At 63.6% G+C, this 18,920-nt stretch carries 22 protein-coding genes; 5 read left to right on the top strand and 17 right to left on the bottom strand.

The genetic code is table 11. The features are described from left to right. The first annotated feature begins 40 nt into the window (after window positions 1-40). The 3 genes from FH061_RS05275 to FH061_RS05265 all read left to right on the top strand — a co-directional run bounded on the left by FH061_RS05275 (window position 41) and on the right by FH061_RS05265 (window position 6,062). Window positions 41-1,780: an NADH-ubiquinone oxidoreductase-F iron-sulfur binding region domain-containing protein gene (locus FH061_RS05275; protein ID WP_151633680.1), complete on the top strand. Its 1,740-nt coding sequence runs from the start codon at window positions 41-43 to the stop codon at window positions 1,778-1,780. Continuing rightward, window positions 1,777-4,602 (top strand): formate dehydrogenase subunit alpha, encoded by a 2,826-nt coding sequence (gene fdhF, locus FH061_RS05270; protein WP_151633678.1) that lies wholly within the window; start codon window positions 1,777-1,779, stop codon window positions 4,600-4,602. Before FH061_RS05275 ends, fdhF begins: the two co-directional genes overlap by 4 nt. Window positions 4,603-4,850: 248 nt before the next feature. Beyond that, complete coding sequence (locus tag FH061_RS05265; protein WP_225984491.1) at window positions 4,851-6,062, top strand: DUF3089 domain-containing protein; 1,212 nt, start codon at window positions 4,851-4,853, stop codon at window positions 6,060-6,062. A gap of 123 nt (window positions 6,063-6,185) precedes the next feature. Here the strand turns inward: FH061_RS05265 and FH061_RS05260 are convergent, their stop codons facing one another. From FH061_RS05260 to FH061_RS05210, 11 genes are all read right to left on the bottom strand, one after another. Further along, window positions 6,186-6,623 (bottom strand): DUF2244 domain-containing protein, encoded by a 438-nt coding sequence (locus FH061_RS05260; RefSeq protein ID WP_192804920.1) that lies wholly within the window; start codon window positions 6,621-6,623, stop codon window positions 6,186-6,188. 222 nt (window positions 6,624-6,845) lie between these two features. Continuing rightward, complete coding sequence (locus FH061_RS05255) at window positions 6,846-7,274, bottom strand: hypothetical protein (RefSeq protein WP_151633674.1); 429 nt, start codon at window positions 7,272-7,274, stop codon at window positions 6,846-6,848. 232 nt (window positions 7,275-7,506) lie between these two features. Further along, the gene (locus FH061_RS05250; RefSeq protein ID WP_192804919.1) at window positions 7,507-7,902 is read right to left on the bottom strand and encodes an NUDIX domain-containing protein; all 396 of its coding nucleotides are present in this window, start codon (window positions 7,900-7,902) and stop codon (window positions 7,507-7,509) included. A gap of 213 nt (window positions 7,903-8,115) precedes the next feature. After that, on the bottom strand, window positions 8,116-8,595 hold the full coding sequence (locus FH061_RS05245) for an AAC(3)-I family aminoglycoside N-acetyltransferase (protein WP_151633670.1): 480 nt from the start codon (window positions 8,593-8,595) through the stop codon (window positions 8,116-8,118). A 20-nt stretch (window positions 8,596-8,615) separates the two neighbouring features. After that, the gene (locus FH061_RS05240; RefSeq protein ID WP_151633668.1) at window positions 8,616-8,867 is read right to left on the bottom strand and encodes a hypothetical protein; all 252 of its coding nucleotides are present in this window, start codon (window positions 8,865-8,867) and stop codon (window positions 8,616-8,618) included. Window positions 8,868-8,906: 39 nt separating this feature from the next. Next, window positions 8,907-9,491 (bottom strand): DUF3299 domain-containing protein, encoded by a 585-nt coding sequence (locus FH061_RS05235; RefSeq protein WP_151633666.1) that lies wholly within the window; start codon window positions 9,489-9,491, stop codon window positions 8,907-8,909. A gap of 74 nt (window positions 9,492-9,565) precedes the next feature. Continuing rightward, entirely contained in the window at window positions 9,566-10,828 is a 1,263-nt protein-coding gene (locus FH061_RS05230; protein ID WP_151633664.1) for an ABC transporter permease, read from the bottom strand. Beyond that, window positions 10,825-11,544 carry an ATP-binding cassette domain-containing protein gene (locus tag FH061_RS05225; protein ID WP_151633662.1) on the bottom strand — a complete coding sequence of 240 codons (720 nt, stop codon included), beginning with the start codon at window positions 11,542-11,544 and terminating at the stop codon, window positions 10,825-10,827. The genes FH061_RS05230 and FH061_RS05225 overlap by 4 nt, the downstream gene beginning before the upstream one ends. A gap of 8 nt (window positions 11,545-11,552) precedes the next feature. Then, complete coding sequence (locus FH061_RS05220; protein ID WP_151633660.1) at window positions 11,553-12,059, bottom strand: DUF2796 domain-containing protein; 507 nt, start codon at window positions 12,057-12,059, stop codon at window positions 11,553-11,555. A 185-nt stretch (window positions 12,060-12,244) separates the two neighbouring features. Beyond that, window positions 12,245-12,613: a hypothetical protein gene (locus FH061_RS05215; protein WP_151633658.1), complete on the bottom strand. Its 369-nt coding sequence runs from the start codon at window positions 12,611-12,613 to the stop codon at window positions 12,245-12,247. A 78-nt stretch (window positions 12,614-12,691) separates the two neighbouring features. Then, a complete protein-coding gene (locus tag FH061_RS05210; RefSeq protein ID WP_151633656.1) occupies window positions 12,692-13,318 on the bottom strand; it encodes a hypothetical protein in 627 nt (208 codons plus the stop codon). A gap of 56 nt (window positions 13,319-13,374) precedes the next feature. Here FH061_RS05210 and FH061_RS05205 point away from each other — a divergent pair, with 56 nt between their 5' ends. After that, window positions 13,375-13,680, top strand: a complete 306-nt coding sequence (locus FH061_RS05205) for a hypothetical protein (RefSeq protein WP_151633655.1) — start codon at window positions 13,375-13,377, stop codon at window positions 13,678-13,680. A 156-nt stretch (window positions 13,681-13,836) separates the two neighbouring features. Next, window positions 13,837-14,259: a VOC family protein gene (locus FH061_RS05200; protein ID WP_151633653.1), complete on the top strand. Its 423-nt coding sequence runs from the start codon at window positions 13,837-13,839 to the stop codon at window positions 14,257-14,259. Window positions 14,260-14,421: 162 nt separating this feature from the next. Here the strand turns inward: FH061_RS05200 and FH061_RS05195 are convergent, their stop codons facing one another. The 6 genes from FH061_RS05195 to FH061_RS05170 all read right to left on the bottom strand — a co-directional run bounded on the left by FH061_RS05195 (window position 14,422) and on the right by FH061_RS05170 (window position 18,897). After that, the gene (locus FH061_RS05195; protein WP_151633651.1) at window positions 14,422-14,784 is read right to left on the bottom strand and encodes a hypothetical protein; all 363 of its coding nucleotides are present in this window, start codon (window positions 14,782-14,784) and stop codon (window positions 14,422-14,424) included. 143 nt (window positions 14,785-14,927) lie between these two features. Continuing rightward, the gene (locus FH061_RS05190) at window positions 14,928-15,488 is read right to left on the bottom strand and encodes a periplasmic heavy metal sensor (RefSeq protein ID WP_151633649.1); all 561 of its coding nucleotides are present in this window, start codon (window positions 15,486-15,488) and stop codon (window positions 14,928-14,930) included. Between the two features lie 2 nt (window positions 15,489-15,490). Then, window positions 15,491-16,192, bottom strand: coding sequence for an ABC transporter ATP-binding protein (locus tag FH061_RS05185; protein WP_151633647.1), 702 nt, complete (start codon window positions 16,190-16,192; stop codon window positions 15,491-15,493). An 18-nt stretch (window positions 16,193-16,210) separates the two neighbouring features. After that, window positions 16,211-16,978: an ABC transporter ATP-binding protein gene (locus FH061_RS05180; protein WP_404822421.1), complete on the bottom strand. Its 768-nt coding sequence runs from the start codon at window positions 16,976-16,978 to the stop codon at window positions 16,211-16,213. Beyond that, a complete protein-coding gene (locus FH061_RS05175) occupies window positions 16,975-18,021 on the bottom strand; it encodes a branched-chain amino acid ABC transporter permease (protein WP_151633645.1) in 1,047 nt (348 codons plus the stop codon). Before FH061_RS05175 ends, FH061_RS05180 begins: the two co-directional genes overlap by 4 nt. A 3-nt stretch (window positions 18,022-18,024) precedes the next feature. Continuing rightward, window positions 18,025-18,897 (bottom strand): branched-chain amino acid ABC transporter permease, encoded by an 873-nt coding sequence (locus FH061_RS05170; RefSeq protein ID WP_151633644.1) that lies wholly within the window; start codon window positions 18,895-18,897, stop codon window positions 18,025-18,027. Between the last annotated feature and the right edge of the window lie 23 nt (window positions 18,898-18,920).

The raw sequence follows: 18,920 nt of genomic DNA, 5'->3' as shown, positions 1-18,920 counted from the left end.
TGCATATTTGCAGCCCAAAACATTGAACCGGACCAATACCATGGACCAGCGAGTCATTCCCATCCAGCCACTGGCGCCAAGCCGCCAGCGCCGGCGCCAGGCGCCGAAAGGGCGCCGGGTCGAGCCCGGCGCGCTGCTGGAAGTGCAGCAGCTGCTCGGCGACCGGCCGCGCCGGCGCGACCTCCTGATCGAGCATCTGCATCTGCTGCAGGATCGCTACCGCCAGCTATCCACCGCGCACCTCGCCGCGCTGGCGCAGGAAATGCGCATGAGCCAGGCCGAGGTATATGAAGTGGCGAGCTTCTATCACCACTTCGACGTGGTGCGGCATGATGCGCACAATGGGGACGGCGTCGCGCCGCAGGTGCCGGCACTGACGGTGCGCGTCTGCCAAAGCCTGTCCTGCGAAATGGCGGGCGCCGGCGATCTGCTGGAGCGGCTTCCCGGTCTGCTCGGCGCCGAAGTGCGCGTGATGGCGGCGCCCTGCGTCGGCCGCTGCGAACAGGCGCCGGTGGCCGTGGTCGGCCAGTTGCCGGTGGCAAGAGCCGCTGTCGAGAATGTCCTGGCGGCGGTCGGCGCCGGGCAGACGCAGCATGTGCCCGGCGCTTATGTCGACCATGCGGCTTATGTCGCGCAGGGCGGCTACCGCCTGTTGAAGGAATGCCTCTCCGGCGCGCGCAGCGTCGATGCGGTGATCGCAGCGATGGAAGACTCCGGCCTGCGCGGCCTGGGCGGCGCGGGGTTCCCGGCCGGCCGCAAATGGCGCATCGTGCGCAACGAGCCCGGACCGCGCCTGATGGCCGTCAACATCGATGAAGGCGAACCCGGCACCTTCAAGGACCGCAGCTATCTCGAACGCGATCCGCACCGCTTCCTCGAAGGCATGCTGATCGCCGCCTGGGCGGTGGGCATCGAAGCCATCTACGTCTACCTGCGCGACGAATACCACGGCTGCCGCGCGCTGCTCTCCGCCGAACTCGACAGTCTCAGGGCCGATCCGCCCATGAGCGGCATGCCTGAGATCCATCTGCGGCGCGGCGCCGGCGCGTATATCTGCGGCGAGGAATCGGCGATGATCGAATCGATTGAAGGCAAGCGCGGCATGCCGCGGCTGCGGCCGCCTTACGTGGCGCAGGTCGGCCTGTTCGGAAGGCCGACGCTGGAGCACAACTTCGAAACCCTGTACTGGGTGCCGGAAATCCTGAGCAAGGGCGGCGCCTGGTTTGCATCGCATGGCCGCCGCGGCCGCAAGGGGCTGCGCTCGTTTTCGGTATCCGGCCGCGTCAGCAAGCCGGGAGTGCATCTCGCGCCCGCCGGCATCACCATACAAGAGCTGATCGACGAGTACTGCGGCGGCATGCTGCCGGGCCACCGGTTCTACGCCTACCTGCCGGGCGGCGCTTCCGGCGGCATCCTGCCGGCGTCGTTGAACGACATCCCGCTCGATTTCGATACGCTGCAGCCGTACGGCTGCTTCATCGGCTCGGCGGCGGTGATCGTGCTGTCCGACCATGACAGCGCCAGCGCCGCGGCGCGCAACATGATGAAGTTCTTCAAGGACGAATCCTGCGGCCAGTGCACGCCCTGCCGCGTGGGCACCGCCAAGGCGCTCGATTTGATCGAACAGCCGCAATGGAATCTCGAACTGCTGGCCGACCTGTCGTTGGTGATGCGCGACGCGTCCATCTGCGGCCTCGGCCAGGCCGCGCCGAATCCGGTCGACTGCGTGATCCGGTATTTTCCGCATGAGCTCGATGAACAGGGAGCCGCCACACCATGAATGCCATCCTTCGCCATGAACAGCTGCTGCGGGAAGCGGCTGCCGCAACGTCCGTCACCTTCGAACTGAACGGGCGCAGCGTCACCGGCGGCGCGAACGAAACCATCCTGCAGATTGCGAAGCGGGAAGGCATCGATATTCCGCATCTGTGCTACATGGATGGCCTGGACACGGCGGGCAATTGCCGGGCCTGCGTGGTCGAGATCGGCGGCGAGCGGGTGCTGTCGCCGTCTTGCTGCCGGCATCCGGCCAACGGCATGACGGTGGTGACCGACAGCGAGCGCGCGGTGAAGGCGCAGAAGCTGGTGATCGAACTGCTGCAGTCCGACATGCCGGAAACCGACTATACCCGCCACAACGAAGTCGATCAGTGGGCCGAAAAACTGGCACTGGGCAAGCCGCGCTTCGCGCCGCGCGAACGGGTGGCGGCGGACCACAGCCATCCGGCGATCGCCGTCAATCTCGATGCCTGCATCCAGTGCACCCGCTGCGTGCGCGCCTGCCGCGATGAACAGGTCAACGACGTGATCGGCCTGGCCTATCGCGGCAGCGGCGAAAAGATCGTGTTCGACATGGATGACGCCATGGGCGCATCGACCTGCGTGGCCTGCGGCGAATGCGTGCAGGCCTGCCCGACCGGCGCGCTGATGCCGGCGCGCGACGCCGCGCTGGCGGTGCCGGACAAGAAGGTGGATTCGGTGTGCCCGTATTGCGGCGTGGGCTGCCAGCTGACCTACAACGTGAAAGACAACAAGATCCTTTACGTCGAAGGCCGCGACGGACCGGCCAATCACAAGCGGCTGTGCGTCAAGGGCCGCTACGGTTTCGATTATGCGCATCATCCGCAGCGCCTGACCATGCCGCTGATCCGCCGCGCCGATGCGCCCAAGCGCGCCGGCATGCCGATGGATCCGGATCGGGTGTCGGAAGTCTTCCGCGAGGCGACATGGGAAGAAGCGCTCGACCTGGTCGGCAGGCAGCTCGCCGGCATCCGCGCCGCGCATGGCGGAAAGGCGCTGGCCGGCTTCGGTTCGGCCAAGGGCAGCAATGAGGAAGCCTACCTGTTCCAGAAGCTGGTGCGCACCGGCTTCGGCAGCAACAATGTCGATCACTGCACCCGGCTGTGCCATGCCTCGTCGGTGGCGGCGCTGCTCGAGGGCATCGGCTCGGGCGCGGTATCCAATCCCGTCATGGATGTGACGAAGGCCGACGTGGTGCTGGTGATCGGCGCCAATCCCACGGTGAACCATCCGGTCGCCGCGACCTGGATCAAGAACGCGGTGAAGAACGGCACAAAATTGATCGTCGCCGACCCGCGCCGCTCCGACCTGGCGCGCCTGTCGCACCGCTACCTGCAGTTCAAGGCCGATACCGATGTCGCGCTGCTCAATGCGATGATGCATGTGATCGTGCATGAGGGCCTGGTGGATGAAGGCTTCATCGCCTCGCGCACCATCGGCTATGACGATCTGAAGAAGAATGTCGAAGGCTACAGCCCGGAAAGCATGGCGCCGGTCTGCGGCATCGATGCCGATGTCATCCGCGAAGTGGCGCGTCTGTATGCGACCTCGAAGGGCTCGATGATCCTGTGGGGCATGGGCGTGTCGCAGCATGTGCACGGCACCGACAATGTGCGCTGCCTGATCGCGCTGGCCCTGATGACCGGCCAGATCGGCCGCCCCGGCACCGGCCTGCATCCGCTGCGCGGGCAGAACAATGTGCAGGGCGCATCCGATGCCGGACTGATCCCGATGATGTATCCGGATTACCAGCGCGTGGACAACCCCGCCGCACGCGAAAAGTTCGAAGCCTTGTGGGGCATGCAACTCGACCCCCAGCCCGGCCTCACCGTGGTGGAGGTGATGAACGCGATCCTGCAGGGCAAGGTGCGCGGCATGTATGTGATGGGCGAGAATCCGGCGATGTCCGATCCGGATGCCGACCATGCGCGCGAAGCCATGGCCGCGCTCGATTTCCTCGTAGTGCAGGACATCTTCCTGACCGAGACCGCCTATCTGGCCGACGTGGTGCTGCCGGCCTCGGCCTTCCCGGAAAAGACCGGCACCTTCACCAACACCGACCGCCTGGTGCAGCTCGGCCGGCAGGCGATCGATCCGCCGGGAGATGCGCGCCAGGATTTGTGGATCATCCAGCAGATCGCAAGGCGCATCGGCCTGGCATGGCATGATGCGGATGTGTCGGAGGTGTTCGATGAAATGCGGCGCAGCATGCCCAACATCGCCGGCATTACCTGGGAGCGGCTGCAGCGCGAGCATGCGGTCACCTATCCCTGCATGCAGGAAGGCGATGCGGGTGAACCCGTGGTGTTCACCGCGCAGTTCCCCACCGCCAGCGGCAAGGCCCGCTTCATGCCGGCCGACATCATCCCCGCCGCGGAAAAGCCCGATGCCGAATATCCGAACGTGCTGATCACCGGCCGCCAGCTCGAACACTGGCACACCGGCAGCATGACACGCCGCGCCACCGTGCTCGATGCGATCGAACCCGATCCCGTGGCGCTGCTGCATCCGCTCGACCTGGCGCAGATCGGCGTCAAGCCCGGCGAGCTCGTCACGCTGCAGTCACGGCGCGGTCAGGTCTCGCTCTATGCGCGCGCCGATGAAGGCACGCCGCCGGGAGCGGTGTTCGTGCCGTTCTGCTACTACGAAGCCGCCATCAACAAGCTGACCAATCCCGCGCTCGATCCCTTCGGCAAGATCCCGGAATTCAAGTATTGCGCGATACGCGTCATGCCTGGCGGTGAGGTGCCGGAGCAGGGAAGTTTTGGAGGAGGGAGGATATTGCGGGAAGTCGCGAATTAAAGATCCGCACCGGAGCTTGCCTGGTGTGCGCAGCGATGATTGGAAACGGGGATAGTGCATGTGCTGATTTTCTGCCTGCGCTTATATCGATGGCAAGTCGCTGACAGAACATGCGGAGAGGACGCGGCGGAAGATCGAATGCATCGGGTATGATTGTCCTGCAAAACAAAACACCGTTTTGCACAGCGAAACTAACGGATGATAACAAGGACAATATGAGACAAGCTGCTCCTCTTGCGGCATTCAGCATGCTGACGGCAACAATGATGCTCGCTGCCTGCGGTACCGCACCCGACGCACCTGCCACCCCTGCCACCCCCGGCTCCACTTCCATCTCCACTTCCACCCTTACTCCGGGCGCCGCATCGGCTGCAGCCGGCAATCAATATGCGAACCCCGATAACTGGCTTTGCCTGCCGGGGCGCGCCGACGCTTGCAGCGTGAACCTGGATGCAGTCCTGTCCGCTCGGGGCGGTGCGCCGGCCGGCCGCGAGACTTATCGTGCAGCCGCCGCTGCACCGGTCGACTGCTTCTACGTTTATCCGACGATTTCTAATGATCCGACACCCAACAGCGACATGAGCGCGGGACCCGAGGAAAGGCGTACGGTCGAGCACCAGTTCGCGCGCTTCGGCTCGGTATGCCGGCTGTTTGCCCCGGTCTACCGCCAGGTGACGATACAAGGGCTGCGCAGCAGGCTTACCGGCCAGCCGATGGCGATCGATCCGCAGCTCGCCTACCGCGATGTGCAGGATGCCTGGAACCACTACCTGCAGCATCACAACAACGGCCGCGGCGTGGTGCTGATCGGCCACTCGCAGGGAGCGCGCATGCTGAGCGATCTGCTGCGCCAGCAGATCGAGGGCAAGCCGGCGCAGAAGCAGCTGGTGTCGGCGCTGCTGATTGGTTCCAACGTGACCGTCCCGCCGGGCAAGGATGTGGGCGGCACCTTCCGCCAGGTCCCGCTGTGCCGCTCGCCCGGGCAAGCCGGGTGCGTGGTGTCCTACGTCTCTTTCCGCGACCGTCTGCCGCCGCCCGCCAACAGCCTGTTCGGCCGCGCCGCCGACGGCAACCAGGTCGCCTGCACCAATCCCGCTGCACTGGCCGGCGGCCGGGGCGTCCTGCATTCCTACCTGCCCGCCAGGACCAATCTGACAGGGCAGCCGCACGACAAGACCGGATTCGCGGCGCTAGCGCAAAGGGCGGATGCGCCGTTCGTTAGCCCGGAAGGCATAGCCAGCGCCGAGTGCGTGCAGCGCGACAATGCCTCCTATCTGAGCGTCAGCATCGATCCGGCCTACAGCGCAGCCGGTATCGACATCGCAGGCGACCTGTTCTACGGCGACCGCCTGTTGCAGGAATGGGGGCTGCATCTGGTCGATGTTGAACTGGCTCAGGGCAACCTGATCGGGATCGTGAAGCAGCAGGTCCGGGCCTGGACCGCGGCGCGCGGCGGGTAGATCCGGCAGCATCGGCGTGCCTTGTACACGCGGGGCACGCCCGCGCATTCGCCGGTTCCTGCCGCAAGCGCCGGGCAAAGCGATGTCAGGCAGGGAGACATCCTGATTCGATGGAAGGAAATATCAGAATCCCTGCAGCCTGCTGCGCAGTTCCCGCGAAAGCTGCTGACGCTCCCGATCCGGGATCAGGCGGCCCACACCGACCTTGACGCCGCTCGCTTCCAGCTGGATCAGGTCGTGTGCGCGCTGCGGCGGAATCACGCGTGTCATGCCGCGCTCCAGGCGGACGGCATCCACTTCGCCCGCGCGCACGCGTTCGATCAGCAGGTGCCGCTCATCCAGCACGATGCGGTCGCTGTCGGCCGCATGCATCGCATGATGCAGGAACGCGCCGCCTGCGAGAAGCAGTTCTATCACGGCAAAGGCGATGATCTGCGGTGCGCCGCTCAGCGCCAGCATCCCGGCCCACAGGAATGTGACGACGCACAAGAGAAGATAGGCGACGCCGAACTGGAAAGGCGTCAGCGAGCAGTTGCGCTTCAGTACCCATTCATGTTGCATGGCATTCTCCACGAGAAGACGCATGAGCCCGACCGCCGGCCCGCATCGCTTACCTGATGATCGGCGATATCTCGAAGGTATGGAAGGGCGCCGGGCTGGGCACCGTCCACTCCAATTCCTGCGCACCGTGCCACGACGGAAATGCGTCAGGCAGGCGAAGGAGCGCGCCGCAAGCTGCGCCGAAACGCAATCCCTGCCCGATATTCTTGCAGCGCGTTGCGACTACAGTGCCGCGCCCGTCAGCAATCCGACCTTGGGCTTGTGCACGCGCGGCAGGGCATCGAGCTGGGCACGTGCGCCTTCAGGCACCCGGTTGGGTATGCAGACATGATCGCGGATCTTGAATTCCTTCGCTACGAAACAATAGTCGGGCGAAAATATGGCGTAGCGCCCGCCGCGCCAGAAGAACATCGGTTTGCCGTCATCGGTGTGAAACCAGTTCAGGTCGCTGGTCTCATCGCTGCTTGCAGGCACCGCGCGCAGCAGTCGCAGCGCTTCCTTGGAAACACCAAGATAGTGGCCTGTGTTGTGTATCACGTGACCCGGAAAGCGCGGGTTGTCCTGAGAGGTAATGACTTGACCGGGAATCGAACGATCCGCCAGTAGTGTAATGATGATCCTGCCACGGTAAGCAGTGATTTCTGCATGCATATATTCTCCTTGCATTGGCTTACACCCAATGAGACATGCAAGAAAAATGCCTGCCAGGGCGGTTTCATCCTGACCTGCCTCGGCATCGACATCAGCATCGGCAGGTCAGAATGAAACCGCTCCAATGCAAGGACGAGGGCGGCGAAGAGGGTTGATGAAGTGCATTATTTGCGGGGATGGAACCGGCAGAACCTGTCAAAACGGTGCCGGCATGCAATGGAGCGAAAACGCGCTAACCGCACACCCTGGCGTGCCAGATCCGCACTGCATCCTCATGCAGGGGAAATTTCAGCCGGGTGTCATGCGGCGCAGACAGCACATCTGCCACTTCCGCGTTCCGTGGAATATGTCGCGGCAGACCCACCGGTTCCGGATACCAGGAAAAGAGCAAGAGCTTGTTGTCGGGCGTGATCGCACTATGGAAGAGCCGCCATTTCGCGGCGTCGAGTTCGAGTCCGGTTTCTTCGTAGACTTCCCTGCTGATTGCCTTGGCGGTATCTTCAAGTTCATCGACATATCCCCCGGGAAGCGCAAGCCCGCCGTCGCCGCGTTCGATGAGGATGAGATGCCCGGGCGTATGCGAAGGGATGAGGCCGACCGAGACGGGTGTTGGGTTCTTGTATGCCATGGGCGGAAAAACGACCAGATGGATGCAAAGGACTACCGGATGATCCATCCTGCAAGGCAGAAGTTCATTTGCCGGCCATCGCGAATGAAACCATACTTAATACCCGTTCCATGTCATGGAATGACTTGGGATGGGTATAAGGCAGGAGTCAATCGTTCACTGGCCCTATCCGCCGGAATGAGCGCCAGGCGCAACCCCGAACTCTCGCGCCGCTTATGACGCACGGCCTGGCGCCACCTGAATGTCGAAATGCAGCACGTCTTCGCGCACCCCCAGTTTGGAGTAGAGCGCGATCGCGGGATCGTCTCCATGATCGGCCTGCACGAAAATGACGTAGCCGCCCCGTGCCGCCGCCATGCGCTTGAGCTCCGCGATCAGCGCGGTTGCCACGCCCTTCCGCCGATGCGCAGCCGATACCGCGAGATCGTAGATATAAATTTCGCTGCGCTCCTGCTCGAACTTTTTCAGTTCATAGGCAGCCAGTCCGCCGATGACCTCTCCATGCCTGAGCGCGGCAAGCGCAATGAAGGTTTCGCTGTCGAGCAGGCGCACCATGTAGTTCTTGCCAGGCCGCTTGCCGCCATAGGTATCAGGGTCATTGAAGGCATCGCCGAAAACCGCGAGCAAGCCGTGCATCAGGCCGATATCCTGGCCGCGGAGTTGTTGGATGCTGAACTGGTCGGAAGGCGACATGGCTGGTCTCGCTGGTCGTGTCAATGCCGGTGCTTGCGCATGCCGCACAGCGGCCCGATGATCGGCAACTGCTTGCAGGTCTTGTTCAGTTCCTGGTGGCACATTTCTTCCGTCTTGCCCGAGGCAAGGCATTGCGCGGCGGCCTGGTGCGCGGCAGCAATCGCCTTGTGCTGCTCGATCAGGCTTTTTGCATGTGCCGGATCTTCGGCGGCCTGCGCGGTTCCGGCAAGGAAGGCGGCGCCGGCAAGGATGAGTGCGGCGGAGATTCGCATGATGATGATCCCGTGGTTGCTTGTTTAATCTTGCTTTGGTTATTGGTAAGGGGCCAGCATGTCGGCCTTCAGCCGGTAGCCGGAATCACCGAATTCGGTGGTCTTGCGCGCCGTTTCCAGCGTGCCGCTGACCCAGACCGCCGACATGACCTGCACTTCCTTGAGCGGCTTGACGGCTACCGCATGGATGATCTGGTTCGCCGGCGGCGGCGGCGTGTGGATGCATGCGCCGAAGTAAGGCACCAGCAGGAATTCCTTCACCTGGCCGCGCTGCGCGTCGAGCGGCACCAGGAAGCCGGCGATGCGGATGCGCGCGCCGTTGAGCGACGGCTCGACCGGCGCCTCGCTCCAGGCCTTGCGCATCTTTTCCAACGCTTCCATTGCGCGCGGGTCATTGTCGCTCAGCTTGCCGAGGTCAAGGCCTTTCATCATCTGCGAAGGATCCCAGTTCTTCGGCACCAGGCCTTCCCAGGTCAGCTCCTTGTAGGATTGCATGGCGGCCGGCGCTTTCGGCTGGGGCAGGCGTTCGCCCACCTGGTAGTCGGACTTGCCTTGCTGCGCATGGAGCGCGGGCGCGCTGGTGGCCAGCAGGGCGCAGCAGAGAAGGGCGGACAGGGTTTTCATCAAGTTTCTCCTGAGAGGTGGTCCTATATTTGTCAGCAATGCGCTTGCATTCGCGCATCCATCTTCGATTCCAGTCAAAGGCGCGGCGTCAATCCGTCCGCCAGTGACAGCCGGTAGGCCCGGTAGCCGGGCACCAGGCTGGCAAGCAGGCCAACCCCGATCACCGCCAGCAGCATCGGCAACTCGTCCAGGGACAGCAGGCGGAGCGGCAGCGACAGGCCGAAGCGCGCTTCCGCCAGCGGCCCCAGCAGCGCGCCGGCGCCGGCCAGCAGCAGGACGCCGAGGCAGCAGCCGATGAATGTCAGCAACAAGCCTTCGATCACCAGCATGGCCAGAATATCTCCGGGTTGAGCGCCGACCGAGCGCAGGATCGCAAGTTCCCGGCGTCTTTCGTTGAGGCCGGCCAGCACCACGGCGACCAGCCCGCACAAGCCCACCAGCACCACCAGTGCCGAAATCATCAGCAGGCTGCGTTCCACCACGCCGACGACCTGCCACAGCTGGTCGAGCGCCACTCCGGGCAGGATGGCCAGCAGGGGCTCGTCACGGTAGTCATTGATGAAGCGCTGCATGCGGAACACCGCGCTGCGCGATTTCAGGCCGACCAGCACCGCCGTCACCTGCTTGGGCGCAAGATCGAACTTGCGCACATGCTCGGCCGGAATATCCAGGCCCGGCATGCGCGACCCGCCCTGCCAGTCCAGATGAATGGCTTCCATCGCTTCCAGGCTGATGTGCACGGTGCGGTCCACCGGCGTGCCGGTGCGCCGCAGCACGCCGGTCACGACAAACGGCTTGTCGCCGTGCGTGCTGAGGGCGCTGTCGCGCATGCCGTGGCTGAGCGCGATCTTGTCACCGGTGTGGTAGCCGAGGCGTTCGGCCACATCGGCGCCGAGCACCGCGTCGAAGAGCTGCGCGAAAGGCTGGCCGGCCGCGAATTCCAGCGGCCTTGCATCGCCGTAGCGGAAATGCTCGAAATACGGCGAGGTGGTGCCCAGCACCGGATAGCCGCGATGCGAGTCGCCCAGCGAGAGGGGAATGGTCCAGGCCACCAGCGGATGCTGCGCGAGCCGCTGGGCGCTTTCCCAGCGGATGTTGTTGGTGGCTTCGCCCATGCGGAAAATCGAATAGAGCATGAGCTGTACCGGACTGGTCCTTGCGCCGACCACCAGGTCGGTGCCGGACACGGATTGCGCAAAGCTGTCGCGCGCATCGCGCCGGATGCGGTCGACGCCGAGCAGCATGCTGACGCTGAGGGCGATCGTCAGCATCACAAGGCCCAGGGTAAGGCGGCGGTTCCAGGCGCTGCGCAAGGCGAGATAAACGAGATGCTTCATGCGGCATCCTCCCCGCGCTGCATGCTCGCCCGGTTGACTTCGGCCAGCGCCAGCTCGCGGCTGAAATGCGCCGCCAGCCGCCGGTCATGGCTGACGAAGAGAATGGTGGCGCCGCCGGCCGAGGCTTCCTGCAGCAGCAGTTGCAGGAAGTCCGCCTGGCGTTCCGCGTCGAGCGCCGAGGTCGGTTCATCGGCGATCAGTATTTCCGGCCGGCCGATCAGCGCGCGCGCCGCGGCCACCCGCTGCTGCTGGCCGACGCTCAGTTGGGTCACCGGCTTGTCCAGCACCGAGGCGCCGAGACCGAGCGCTGCCAGCAGTCGGCGCGCCTCTTCCTGGACACTGCGCTCCCGCGCCGCGCGCGCATGACGGCGCTGCGAGAAACGGCAGGGAAGCAGCACGTTTTCGAGCACCGGCAGGTGCGCGATCAGATTGAACTGCTGGAAGATGAAACCGACGTGATCCACCCGGAAGCGGTCGCGCGAGCGGCCGGACAGCGCGGCCAGGTCCGTGTCGAGCAGGCGCACGCTGCCGCGCTGCGGCAGCAGCACGCCGCCGAGCAGGCCGAGCAGGGTGCTCTTGCCGCTACCGCTGGGGCCATGCAGGAAGACGCGTTCGCCGGGCAACAGGTGCAGGCGCTCGATATCGAGACACGGCGCCGCGGCGCCGCGCCACTGGAAATGCAGCTGTTCGACGGCAACCACAGGCTGATCGGACATGCGCGCTCCTACCAGGCGAGGCGGCGTTTCTGGCGGGTCAGTTCGGTGCCCGACTGCTTGCCGCCAGCCACCAGCTGCACCTTCAGCCGCTGCAGCCGGGGAAAGCTGTCGAACAGCTTCACCTCGAGGTCTTTCAGCGCGGCCGGCGTCTTGCATTCGAACGCGACGGCGGCATGCATGTCGGCGTGGCCATCCTTGCTGTCGCCGCCGGGCAATTCCACTTCGGCCGGCGCGGCGCTGCACTGCGCCGCGACGCTTGGTGCAAACAAGGCTTCCGGCTTGCGGAAACTGTCCTTCATCGCCTGTACCGCCTTGCGCTCCTTGTCGTTGCGCGGTTCGTGTTCGAAGCCGACCAGGCTTTCCAGCGGCGAACTCAGTTCCAGTTCGAGGCGGTTGCCTTCGGTGGCAACGGTCAGCTGGGCGACGCCATGCTGATGGGCGCCGGCTGCCGACGCGCCGCCAGCGCCGAGCAGCAGGCAGAGGACGCATCCCAGCGGGACGATGGCCTTATGCATGCGGCCTCCCTGCGAAGACAAGCGGTGCGGAAGAAGGGGAGGCGATGACAATGGCCGCCGGCGCGAGCCTTGTCAGGGGAGAAACTTGGACAAGCATGATGACTCCGTCATGTGAATATGCATGGTCAGCGGCAATGGCAGTGAAGCTGCGCCGCATCGGTGTGGCCAGTGGCGTGGCGTGCAGATCAGCGGAGCGGAGGACCGCGCGGTGAAAAATGCCGGAAGAGATGTGGACGCCAGGACAACGGCGCGGGAAGCTGCGCCTTTCCGATCTGGTTTCTCAGGCAGAGCGGAAGAAGAAAGGCGGTCTGCAGCGTGACGCTCAGCGTGGCGGCATCCAGCAGGATGCAGGAATGCGCAAGATCGGAAGAACCTTCATCGTCGGCGGCATCCACGGCATGATCCGCCGCAGGTGCCGCGAGCCAGGCATGCGCAACGCGGTGCTGCATGCCGATCCATTGGCTTCCCAGCATTGCCAGCAGCAACGTCGCCAGCAACAGCAGCGCCGGCAATGCCGCGGCGATGCGAGCGTGGCAGGAGCGGATCATGAGCATGCGGAAATAGGTTTGCGGCACAATGGGCACAATGGCGACTGGAGGTGCAACCGAGTTGCAGAATCATAGCATATGGCGCTAAGGGTCTTTTGACGGCGCTCCTGTCCGACTGCCTGTCTCGGCATGCGTTGCGACGAGCTTTCCTGATGGTAAAACCGGGCGGCGTGCGATGCGGGGGCTCGTCACCCTTCGTTCACAATAAAGTGCGTAGATATAAGCCAAATAAGCAATGAATGCGAGAATCGGCAGCAATACGACCGTTAATATTATTTTCCAAAGAACATTTGCCGAATCCGATTGCGGAATGACATGCTTGCGCAAAATGCTTCTTGTCCACACGGCGCCGCCGCCCGCTGCCACCAGGGTGATGAGATAGCTTGCAGTCAAGATGAGCAGCCCCAGCAAAGCCTCGGTCATTCCGCCTCCGCCTGCAGCTGCACGTGCGCTCATGAACAATGCACAGACGATTGCAATTCCGAGGATGAGAGGAAGCAGTCCGCCCAACATCAGCAGTTTTGCCGTATTGAGTTCGGAGGAAGGTTCGATGAACTTCATACGCCGCCGGCACAGCCACAATACAGGCATTGCAATTGCTTTGAGAATTTCTCCATGCATGTACAACAACTGAAAAACCGGGATGAACCATGCTGCGTAACAGGATTTCCATTCTTGCGATATCGCTTGTCTGCGGAATGTTGCAGGCATGCGGGTACGCCGGAATTGACGGCCGCCAGACCATCGCTGGCGGGCTGCAGTCCGAGATGCGGGATATACGGCTGCTGATGGAGCGGGAAGTCGGGGACGCCGCCGCGAAACGGCCGGAGCAGTGCCGTGCAATCCCTCTCGGCTCGAAAGCCTGCGGCGGTCCGCAGTCCTTCCTCGTCTATTCGACCGCGGTGTCCAATGAACGCAGGCTCCAGGAACTGGCGAGGCAGTACGCCGAGGCGGAGGAGAAATACAACCGTGTCACCGGCGCGGTGAGCACATGCAGCTTTCTGATGCCGCCCGAGGTGCATCTGGATCACGGGAAATGCAAGAGCAGGCCGCATCAGGCAGAGCGGCGGTGAAAGGCTGGTTTGGCAGCATCCGCCAACTTACCGGCTCGGATTGCCGCCGGAGCGGAAGGAGGTCATGGAAAGAATGGTAATGTCATCGATTGCATCAAGCGCATTGGCATCAAGCCTCTTGTTCTTCGCCGCCCCGTTCCAAGGAGTACCCATCGCATGAAAGCACGTATTACAGTCCTGACGCTCGGTGTCGATGACCTGGAGCGCGCGGTATCGTTTTATCGGGATGGGCTTGGTTTTTCTACCGACGGCATTATCGGCAAGGAATTCGAGCATGGCGCCGTGGCCTTCTTCGACCTTCAGGCCGGACTCAAGCTGGCGCTCTGGCCGCGCGACAGCATTGCCCGCGATTCCGGCATTTCCGGCATCGTGCGCAGCTCCACGGAAATGACGCTGGGGCATAACGTGTCATCGAAAGAGGAAGTCGATGCCGTCATGAAGCAGGCGGAAAGCGCCGGCGCGTCCATCGTCAAGCCCGCGCAGGCCACATTCTGGGGAGGTCATGCAGGCTATTTCCAGGACCCGGATGGACACTTGTGGGAAGTGGTGTGGAATCCGCAGCTGCTGCCGCAGGACTGATGCAACCGGACTTCATGCAGCAGGACTGCCCGGGATCGCGGTTGCCACATCGGAGGAAAGGGCTTTGTTCCGGTCTCAACGCCGAACACGGGGTCGGCGTGTTCGGTTGAAACAGAAATGCATCCCGTGAATTTGTCAGGATGCATCAGGGATGGTCGACTGCTACTGCTCGGTCTTCAGCCTGAAGCGCAGGCGGCGTTCGGCTTCAAGTTCTTCCCTGCTCATGGCGCCGGTCTTGATCAGCACGTTGTTCATGAATTCATGGCGCTGGCCGGGCGTATGCTGGAGAGCCATGACATAGCCGTCGTTCATGCCCTTGAGATGCTGGGTCTGCCCGTTGAGCTTGGTGCCCTTCTCAAGCCCGTGGCGGTAACCGATCATGCGCCCGCTCTGAAACGCGAGCCAGTAAAGCAGCCCGCCGCCGACGCCGATCACGAAAAGCAGTGCCAAAACGATATCGTTGCTCATGGAAATGTTCTCTTGCGGAAAAGGCGAATGGTACACCTTCACGGCAATTTCCGTCATGCCTTATTTCCACGCAAGGCCCTGTTGTTAAAGGGCGTAATGAAATTTGAAATACAGACTGGCAAGGCGTTTTCGCAGGCGCCGGATCAGGCTGCGATCCGACGATCCGGCAATGCGTCCAGGTGCTTCAGTGTCTCAGTGTCTCAGTGTTTATGCCGGTGACCATGCTGCGCTGCGCCTTCGGCTTTCGCTTTGTCGTAGCCGCGCAGCGCGTTATAGCGCGCGACCTGTTGCGCATCAAGAATGCCGACCTGAAGCAGATGCGCTTCGAGATGGACGCCGCGCACTCTGGCCTGCAATGCGCCGATTTCCTTCAGCGATGCCTCAAGCAGGTCCGGATTGATGGCCTTGCCGGCGAAAAGCCGGTCGAGCTTTTGTTCGGCGTCGATCAATGCGCGTCCGGCGTCGATGGCTTTCGCCTGCATCGTGTTGAACAGCGCCTGGGTCCGCGCTCTCTGTTCCGCGCTGAGCTTGAGTTGCTCCGCCAGTTCAAGCACATGCGACGGGCCCGGATAACCGTTGAGTTCCGCCGACTTCGCCAGGCCCATGCCCTTGCCGGCCAGATAGGAAGACACGTCCTCGGCGGACATGGCCTTGATCTCGCGCGTCTCCTGTCCGGCATAGGGCGATGCCGGCGCCGCCTGGCAAATGCCGGCACAGGCAAGCAGGCTGGCAGCGAGAAGAATATGACAGCGTGGTTTCATGTTTACACTCCGAGATATTTAGCCAGCGCTTCCGGCGCATCCAGCAATTCCTTCGAGTCGCCCTGCAATACCACCTTGCCCTTTTCCAGCAGCACCGCCGCATCGGTATGCGCGAGCACGGTGCGGTAGTTGCGGTCCACGATCAGGGTGCTGATGCCGGTCTCGCGTATGCGGGAAATGACGCGCCAGATTTCCTGCACGATCAGCGGCGCCAGGCCTTCGGTCGCTTCATCCAGGATCAGCAGATCCGGATTGGTCATGAGCGCGCGGCCGATCGACAGCATCTGCTGTTCGCCGCCGGACAGCTGCTGGCCGCCATGGTCCAGCCTTTCCTTCAGGCGGGGGAAGGTGTCGAGCACGCGTTCATAGGTCCAGTCGCGCCGGCCGCCGGGGCCGGGACGCGCGCTCATCAGCAGGTTTTCGCGCACCGACAGGTTGGGAAAGATGCCGCGGCCTTCCGGCACATAACCGATGCCAAGGCGCGCCATCTTTTCCGGCGGGCTGCCGGTGACGTTCCTGCTGCGCCAGGAGACGCTGCCCGACTTCGCCGGCACATAGCCCATCAGCGAGCGGATCAGGGTGGTCTTGCCCATGCCGTTGCGGCCGAGCAGGCCGATCGCCTTGCCGGCGGGGATGTCGAGATCGACGCCATGCAGGATATGGCTGTCGCCGTAATAGGTATTGAGCGATTTGATCTGGAGCACGTCGTTCCCTGCGAATGATTAGTGGTCGCCCAGGTAGGCGGCCTGTACGTCGGCATTGCTGCGGATCGCGTCCGGCAGGTCGCTGGCGATGACTTCGCCGTTGACCATGACGGTAATGCGGTCGGCAATGCGGAACACCGCATCCATGTCATGCTCGACCAGCAGCACCGCATGTCCGCGCTTGAGATTGCCCAGCAGGGCCAGCATGCGTTCGGTTTCCTCCGCGCCCATGCCGGCCAGCGGTTCGTCGAGCAGCAGCACGCGCGGCTGGGTAGCCAGGCACATCGCGATTTCCAGCTGGCGCTTCTTGCCGTGGCTCAGGCTGCCGGCCTGCATCTGCGCCATGTCGGACAGGCCGGCGTCGTCCAGCGCCTGGCGGGCAATGGCGTTGCTCTGCTTGCACTGCGCCGCCGATTCCCACAGCGCCCATGGCCGCTGCAGCGCCGCCTGCGCCGACATGCGGCAGTTTTCCAGCACCGTGAAGCTGGGGAAGATGGTGGTGCGCTGATAGCTGCGGCCAATGCCCGAGCGGGCGCGTTTCGGCTGCGGCAGGCGGGTGACGTCGGCGCCGTCGAGCAGGATGGTGCCGTCCGATACCGGGATCTCGCCCGACAGCATGTTGATCAGCGTGGATTTGCCGGCGCCGTTGGTGCCGATCACCGCATGCACTTCGCCGACATGCAGGTCGACCGAGACATTGCTGACCGCCTTGAGGCCGCCGAAGCGGCGGGTCAGGCTGTTGGCGCGCAGCAGTGCGCCGGTGGATGTGGCTGTGTTGCTCATCATTGTTCAGCTCCCGCGGCCGTTTTCTTCGTCTGGCTGCGTCCAAGGCGCCCGCCGATCGATGCCAGCCCGATCAGGCCCTTGGGCAGCAGCGCCACGAAGAAGATCATGGTCAGGCCCAGCGTCAGCTGCCAGCGCAGCGCGAAGCTGCCGAAGATGGCTTCCGACGAATAGAACTCCTTGAGCAGCACGAAGGCCGCCGCGCCGATGACGGCGCCGCGCAGCGAACCGAGGCCGCCGAGGATGATCATCAGCAGCACCGCGCCCGATTCATGCCAGGACAGCATTTCCGGATTGACCGTGCCGTTCTTGGTCGCCATCAGAAAGCCGGCTAGACCGGCCAGCACGCCGGCCAGCACGAAGGCGGCCAGCTTGTACCAGTAGGTCTGGTAGCCGGCGGCGCGCATGCGCTGCTCGTTGATGCGGATGCCGGCCAGCGCGTGGCCGAAGCGGGAGCGCTGCACCAGCGCCAGCAGGGCGAAGGTGAAGGCCAGCGAGCCGAGCGCGAAGAAATACAGATGGCGGCCCTTGTCGAGGTCGATCAGCGTCGTCTCGCCGATCACCAGCGCCGGGCGCAGCGTGAGATACATGCCGTCGCTGCCGCCGCCGATGGGGGTGTCATGGAATACGTAATAGGCCATCTGGGCGAAGGCCAGCGTCACCATGATGAAGTACACGCCCTTGGTGCGCAGACTGAGCGCGCCGACCACCAGCGCATAGGCGCCGGCGGCCAGCATCGCCAGCGGAAGCAGCTTCAGGATCGAACCCGCTTCCGCCTCCGGAGAGGCGAGTCCGGTGACATAGGCCGCGATTCCGAAGAAGGCGGCATGGCCGAGGCTGACCAGCCCGGTGGTGCCCACCAGCAGTTCCAGGCTGAGCGCGAAGATGGCATAGACGACGATGCGCAGCACCAGGTCCTGCATGTAGGAGGACAGGAAATTGGGCAGGACCGCCAGCAGCACGAGCACGGCCAGCGGCAGCAGCCAGTGGTGGCGCTGGGGAGCGGCCGGCATGACGGCATTGCTTGCGAGAATTGTGGTGCTCATGGCTTAGTATCCTTTGCTCCTGAGGCCTTCCGGACGCCAGATAAGGAGGATGGCCATCAGCACATAGATGCCGATGCCGCTCATCTGGGCGAAGAACACCTTGCCGAAGGTGTCGACGAAGCCGACCAGCAAGGAAGCGATCAGCGCGCCGGAAATCGAACCGATGCCGCCGATCACCACCACGACGAAGCAGATGATCAGCACCTGGCCGCCCATGCCGGGATAGACCGAGGCCATCGGCGCGGCGATCATGCCGGCCAGCGCGGCGAGCGCGACGCCGGCGGCGAACACGATGCGGTACAGCAGACGGATATTGATGCCCAGTCCGCGCACCATGTCGCGGTTGCTGGCGCCGGCGCGGATCATCATGCCCAGCCGGGTGCGGTTGACCACCAGGTACAGGCCGACGGCGACCACGATGCAGGCGGCGGACGCGAACAGGTTATAGACAGGATAGGTCATCACATCGCCGAGCGCGATGCTGCCGGTCAGCCATTCCGGCGCCTTGACGCCGTGCACGTCGTTGCCGACCAGGATGCTGCGCAATTCCTCGAACACGAGAATCAGCGCATAGGTCATCAGCACCTGCTGCAGGTGGTCGCGCTGGTAGAGATAGCTGAAGAACACCCATTCCAGCACGAAGCCGAACAGGGCCGACAGGATGATGCCGGCCAGCAGCATGATGATGAACTGGTCGCCGAAAAAAGGGGCGATGGAAAAGGCGAGATAGGCGCCGATCATGTAGAAGCTGCCGTGCGCCAGGTTGATCACGCCCATGATGCCGAAGATCAGCGTCAGGCCGCTGGCCACCAGGAACAGCAGCAAGCCGTACTGGATGGAGTTGAGGCACTGGACCAGGAAGGTGGAGATGTCCATGAGAATCTTTTGCTCTGGGTGGG

Origin of the sequence: Noviherbaspirillum aerium (assembly GCF_008929045.1) — a bacterium.
GTDB lineage: Bacteria > Pseudomonadota > Gammaproteobacteria > Burkholderiales > Burkholderiaceae_D > Noviherbaspirillum > Noviherbaspirillum aerium.
This window is presented reverse-complemented; position numbering and strand designations above follow the sequence as displayed.

Bases quoted from the DNA above. Each gene is read 5' to 3' on its own strand.
- FH061_RS05275 (WP_151633680.1), top strand. From the start codon at position 41: ATGGACCAGCGAGTCATTCCCATCCAGCCACTGGCGCCAAGCCGCCAG.
- fdhF (WP_151633678.1), top strand. From the start codon at position 1,777: ATGAATGCCATCCTTCGCCATGAACAGCTGCTGCGGGAAGCGGCTGCC.
- FH061_RS05265 (WP_225984491.1), top strand. From the start codon at position 4,851: ATGCTGACGGCAACAATGATGCTCGCTGCCTGCGGTACCGCACCCGAC.
- FH061_RS05260 (WP_192804920.1), bottom strand. From the start codon at position 6,623: ATGCAACATGAATGGGTACTGAAGCGCAACTGCTCGCTGACGCCTTTC.
- FH061_RS05255 (WP_151633674.1), bottom strand. From the start codon at position 7,274: ATGCATGCAGAAATCACTGCTTACCGTGGCAGGATCATCATTACACTA.
- FH061_RS05250 (WP_192804919.1), bottom strand. From the start codon at position 7,902: ATGGCATACAAGAACCCAACACCCGTCTCGGTCGGCCTCATCCCTTCG.
- FH061_RS05245 (WP_151633670.1), bottom strand. From the start codon at position 8,595: ATGTCGCCTTCCGACCAGTTCAGCATCCAACAACTCCGCGGCCAGGAT.
- FH061_RS05240 (WP_151633668.1), bottom strand. From the start codon at position 8,867: ATGCGAATCTCCGCCGCACTCATCCTTGCCGGCGCCGCCTTCCTTGCC.
- FH061_RS05235 (WP_151633666.1), bottom strand. From the start codon at position 9,491: ATGAAAACCCTGTCCGCCCTTCTCTGCTGCGCCCTGCTGGCCACCAGC.
- FH061_RS05230 (WP_151633664.1), bottom strand. From the start codon at position 10,828: ATGAAGCATCTCGTTTATCTCGCCTTGCGCAGCGCCTGGAACCGCCGC.
- FH061_RS05225 (WP_151633662.1), bottom strand. From the start codon at position 11,544: ATGTCCGATCAGCCTGTGGTTGCCGTCGAACAGCTGCATTTCCAGTGG.
- FH061_RS05220 (WP_151633660.1), bottom strand. From the start codon at position 12,059: ATGCATAAGGCCATCGTCCCGCTGGGATGCGTCCTCTGCCTGCTGCTC.
- FH061_RS05215 (WP_151633658.1), bottom strand. From the start codon at position 12,613: ATGCTCATGATCCGCTCCTGCCACGCTCGCATCGCCGCGGCATTGCCG.
- FH061_RS05210 (WP_151633656.1), bottom strand. From the start codon at position 13,318: ATGCCTGCAACATTCCGCAGACAAGCGATATCGCAAGAATGGAAATCC.
- FH061_RS05205 (WP_151633655.1), top strand. From the start codon at position 13,375: ATGCGGGATATACGGCTGCTGATGGAGCGGGAAGTCGGGGACGCCGCC.
- FH061_RS05200 (WP_151633653.1), top strand. From the start codon at position 13,837: ATGAAAGCACGTATTACAGTCCTGACGCTCGGTGTCGATGACCTGGAG.
- FH061_RS05195 (WP_151633651.1), bottom strand. From the start codon at position 14,784: ATGACGGAAATTGCCGTGAAGGTGTACCATTCGCCTTTTCCGCAAGAG.
- FH061_RS05190 (WP_151633649.1), bottom strand. From the start codon at position 15,488: ATGAAACCACGCTGTCATATTCTTCTCGCTGCCAGCCTGCTTGCCTGT.
- FH061_RS05180 (WP_404822421.1), bottom strand. From the start codon at position 16,978: ATGATGAGCAACACAGCCACATCCACCGGCGCACTGCTGCGCGCCAAC.
- FH061_RS05175 (WP_151633645.1), bottom strand. From the start codon at position 18,021: ATGAGCACCACAATTCTCGCAAGCAATGCCGTCATGCCGGCCGCTCCC.
- FH061_RS05170 (WP_151633644.1), bottom strand. From the start codon at position 18,897: ATGGACATCTCCACCTTCCTGGTCCAGTGCCTCAACTCCATCCAGTAC.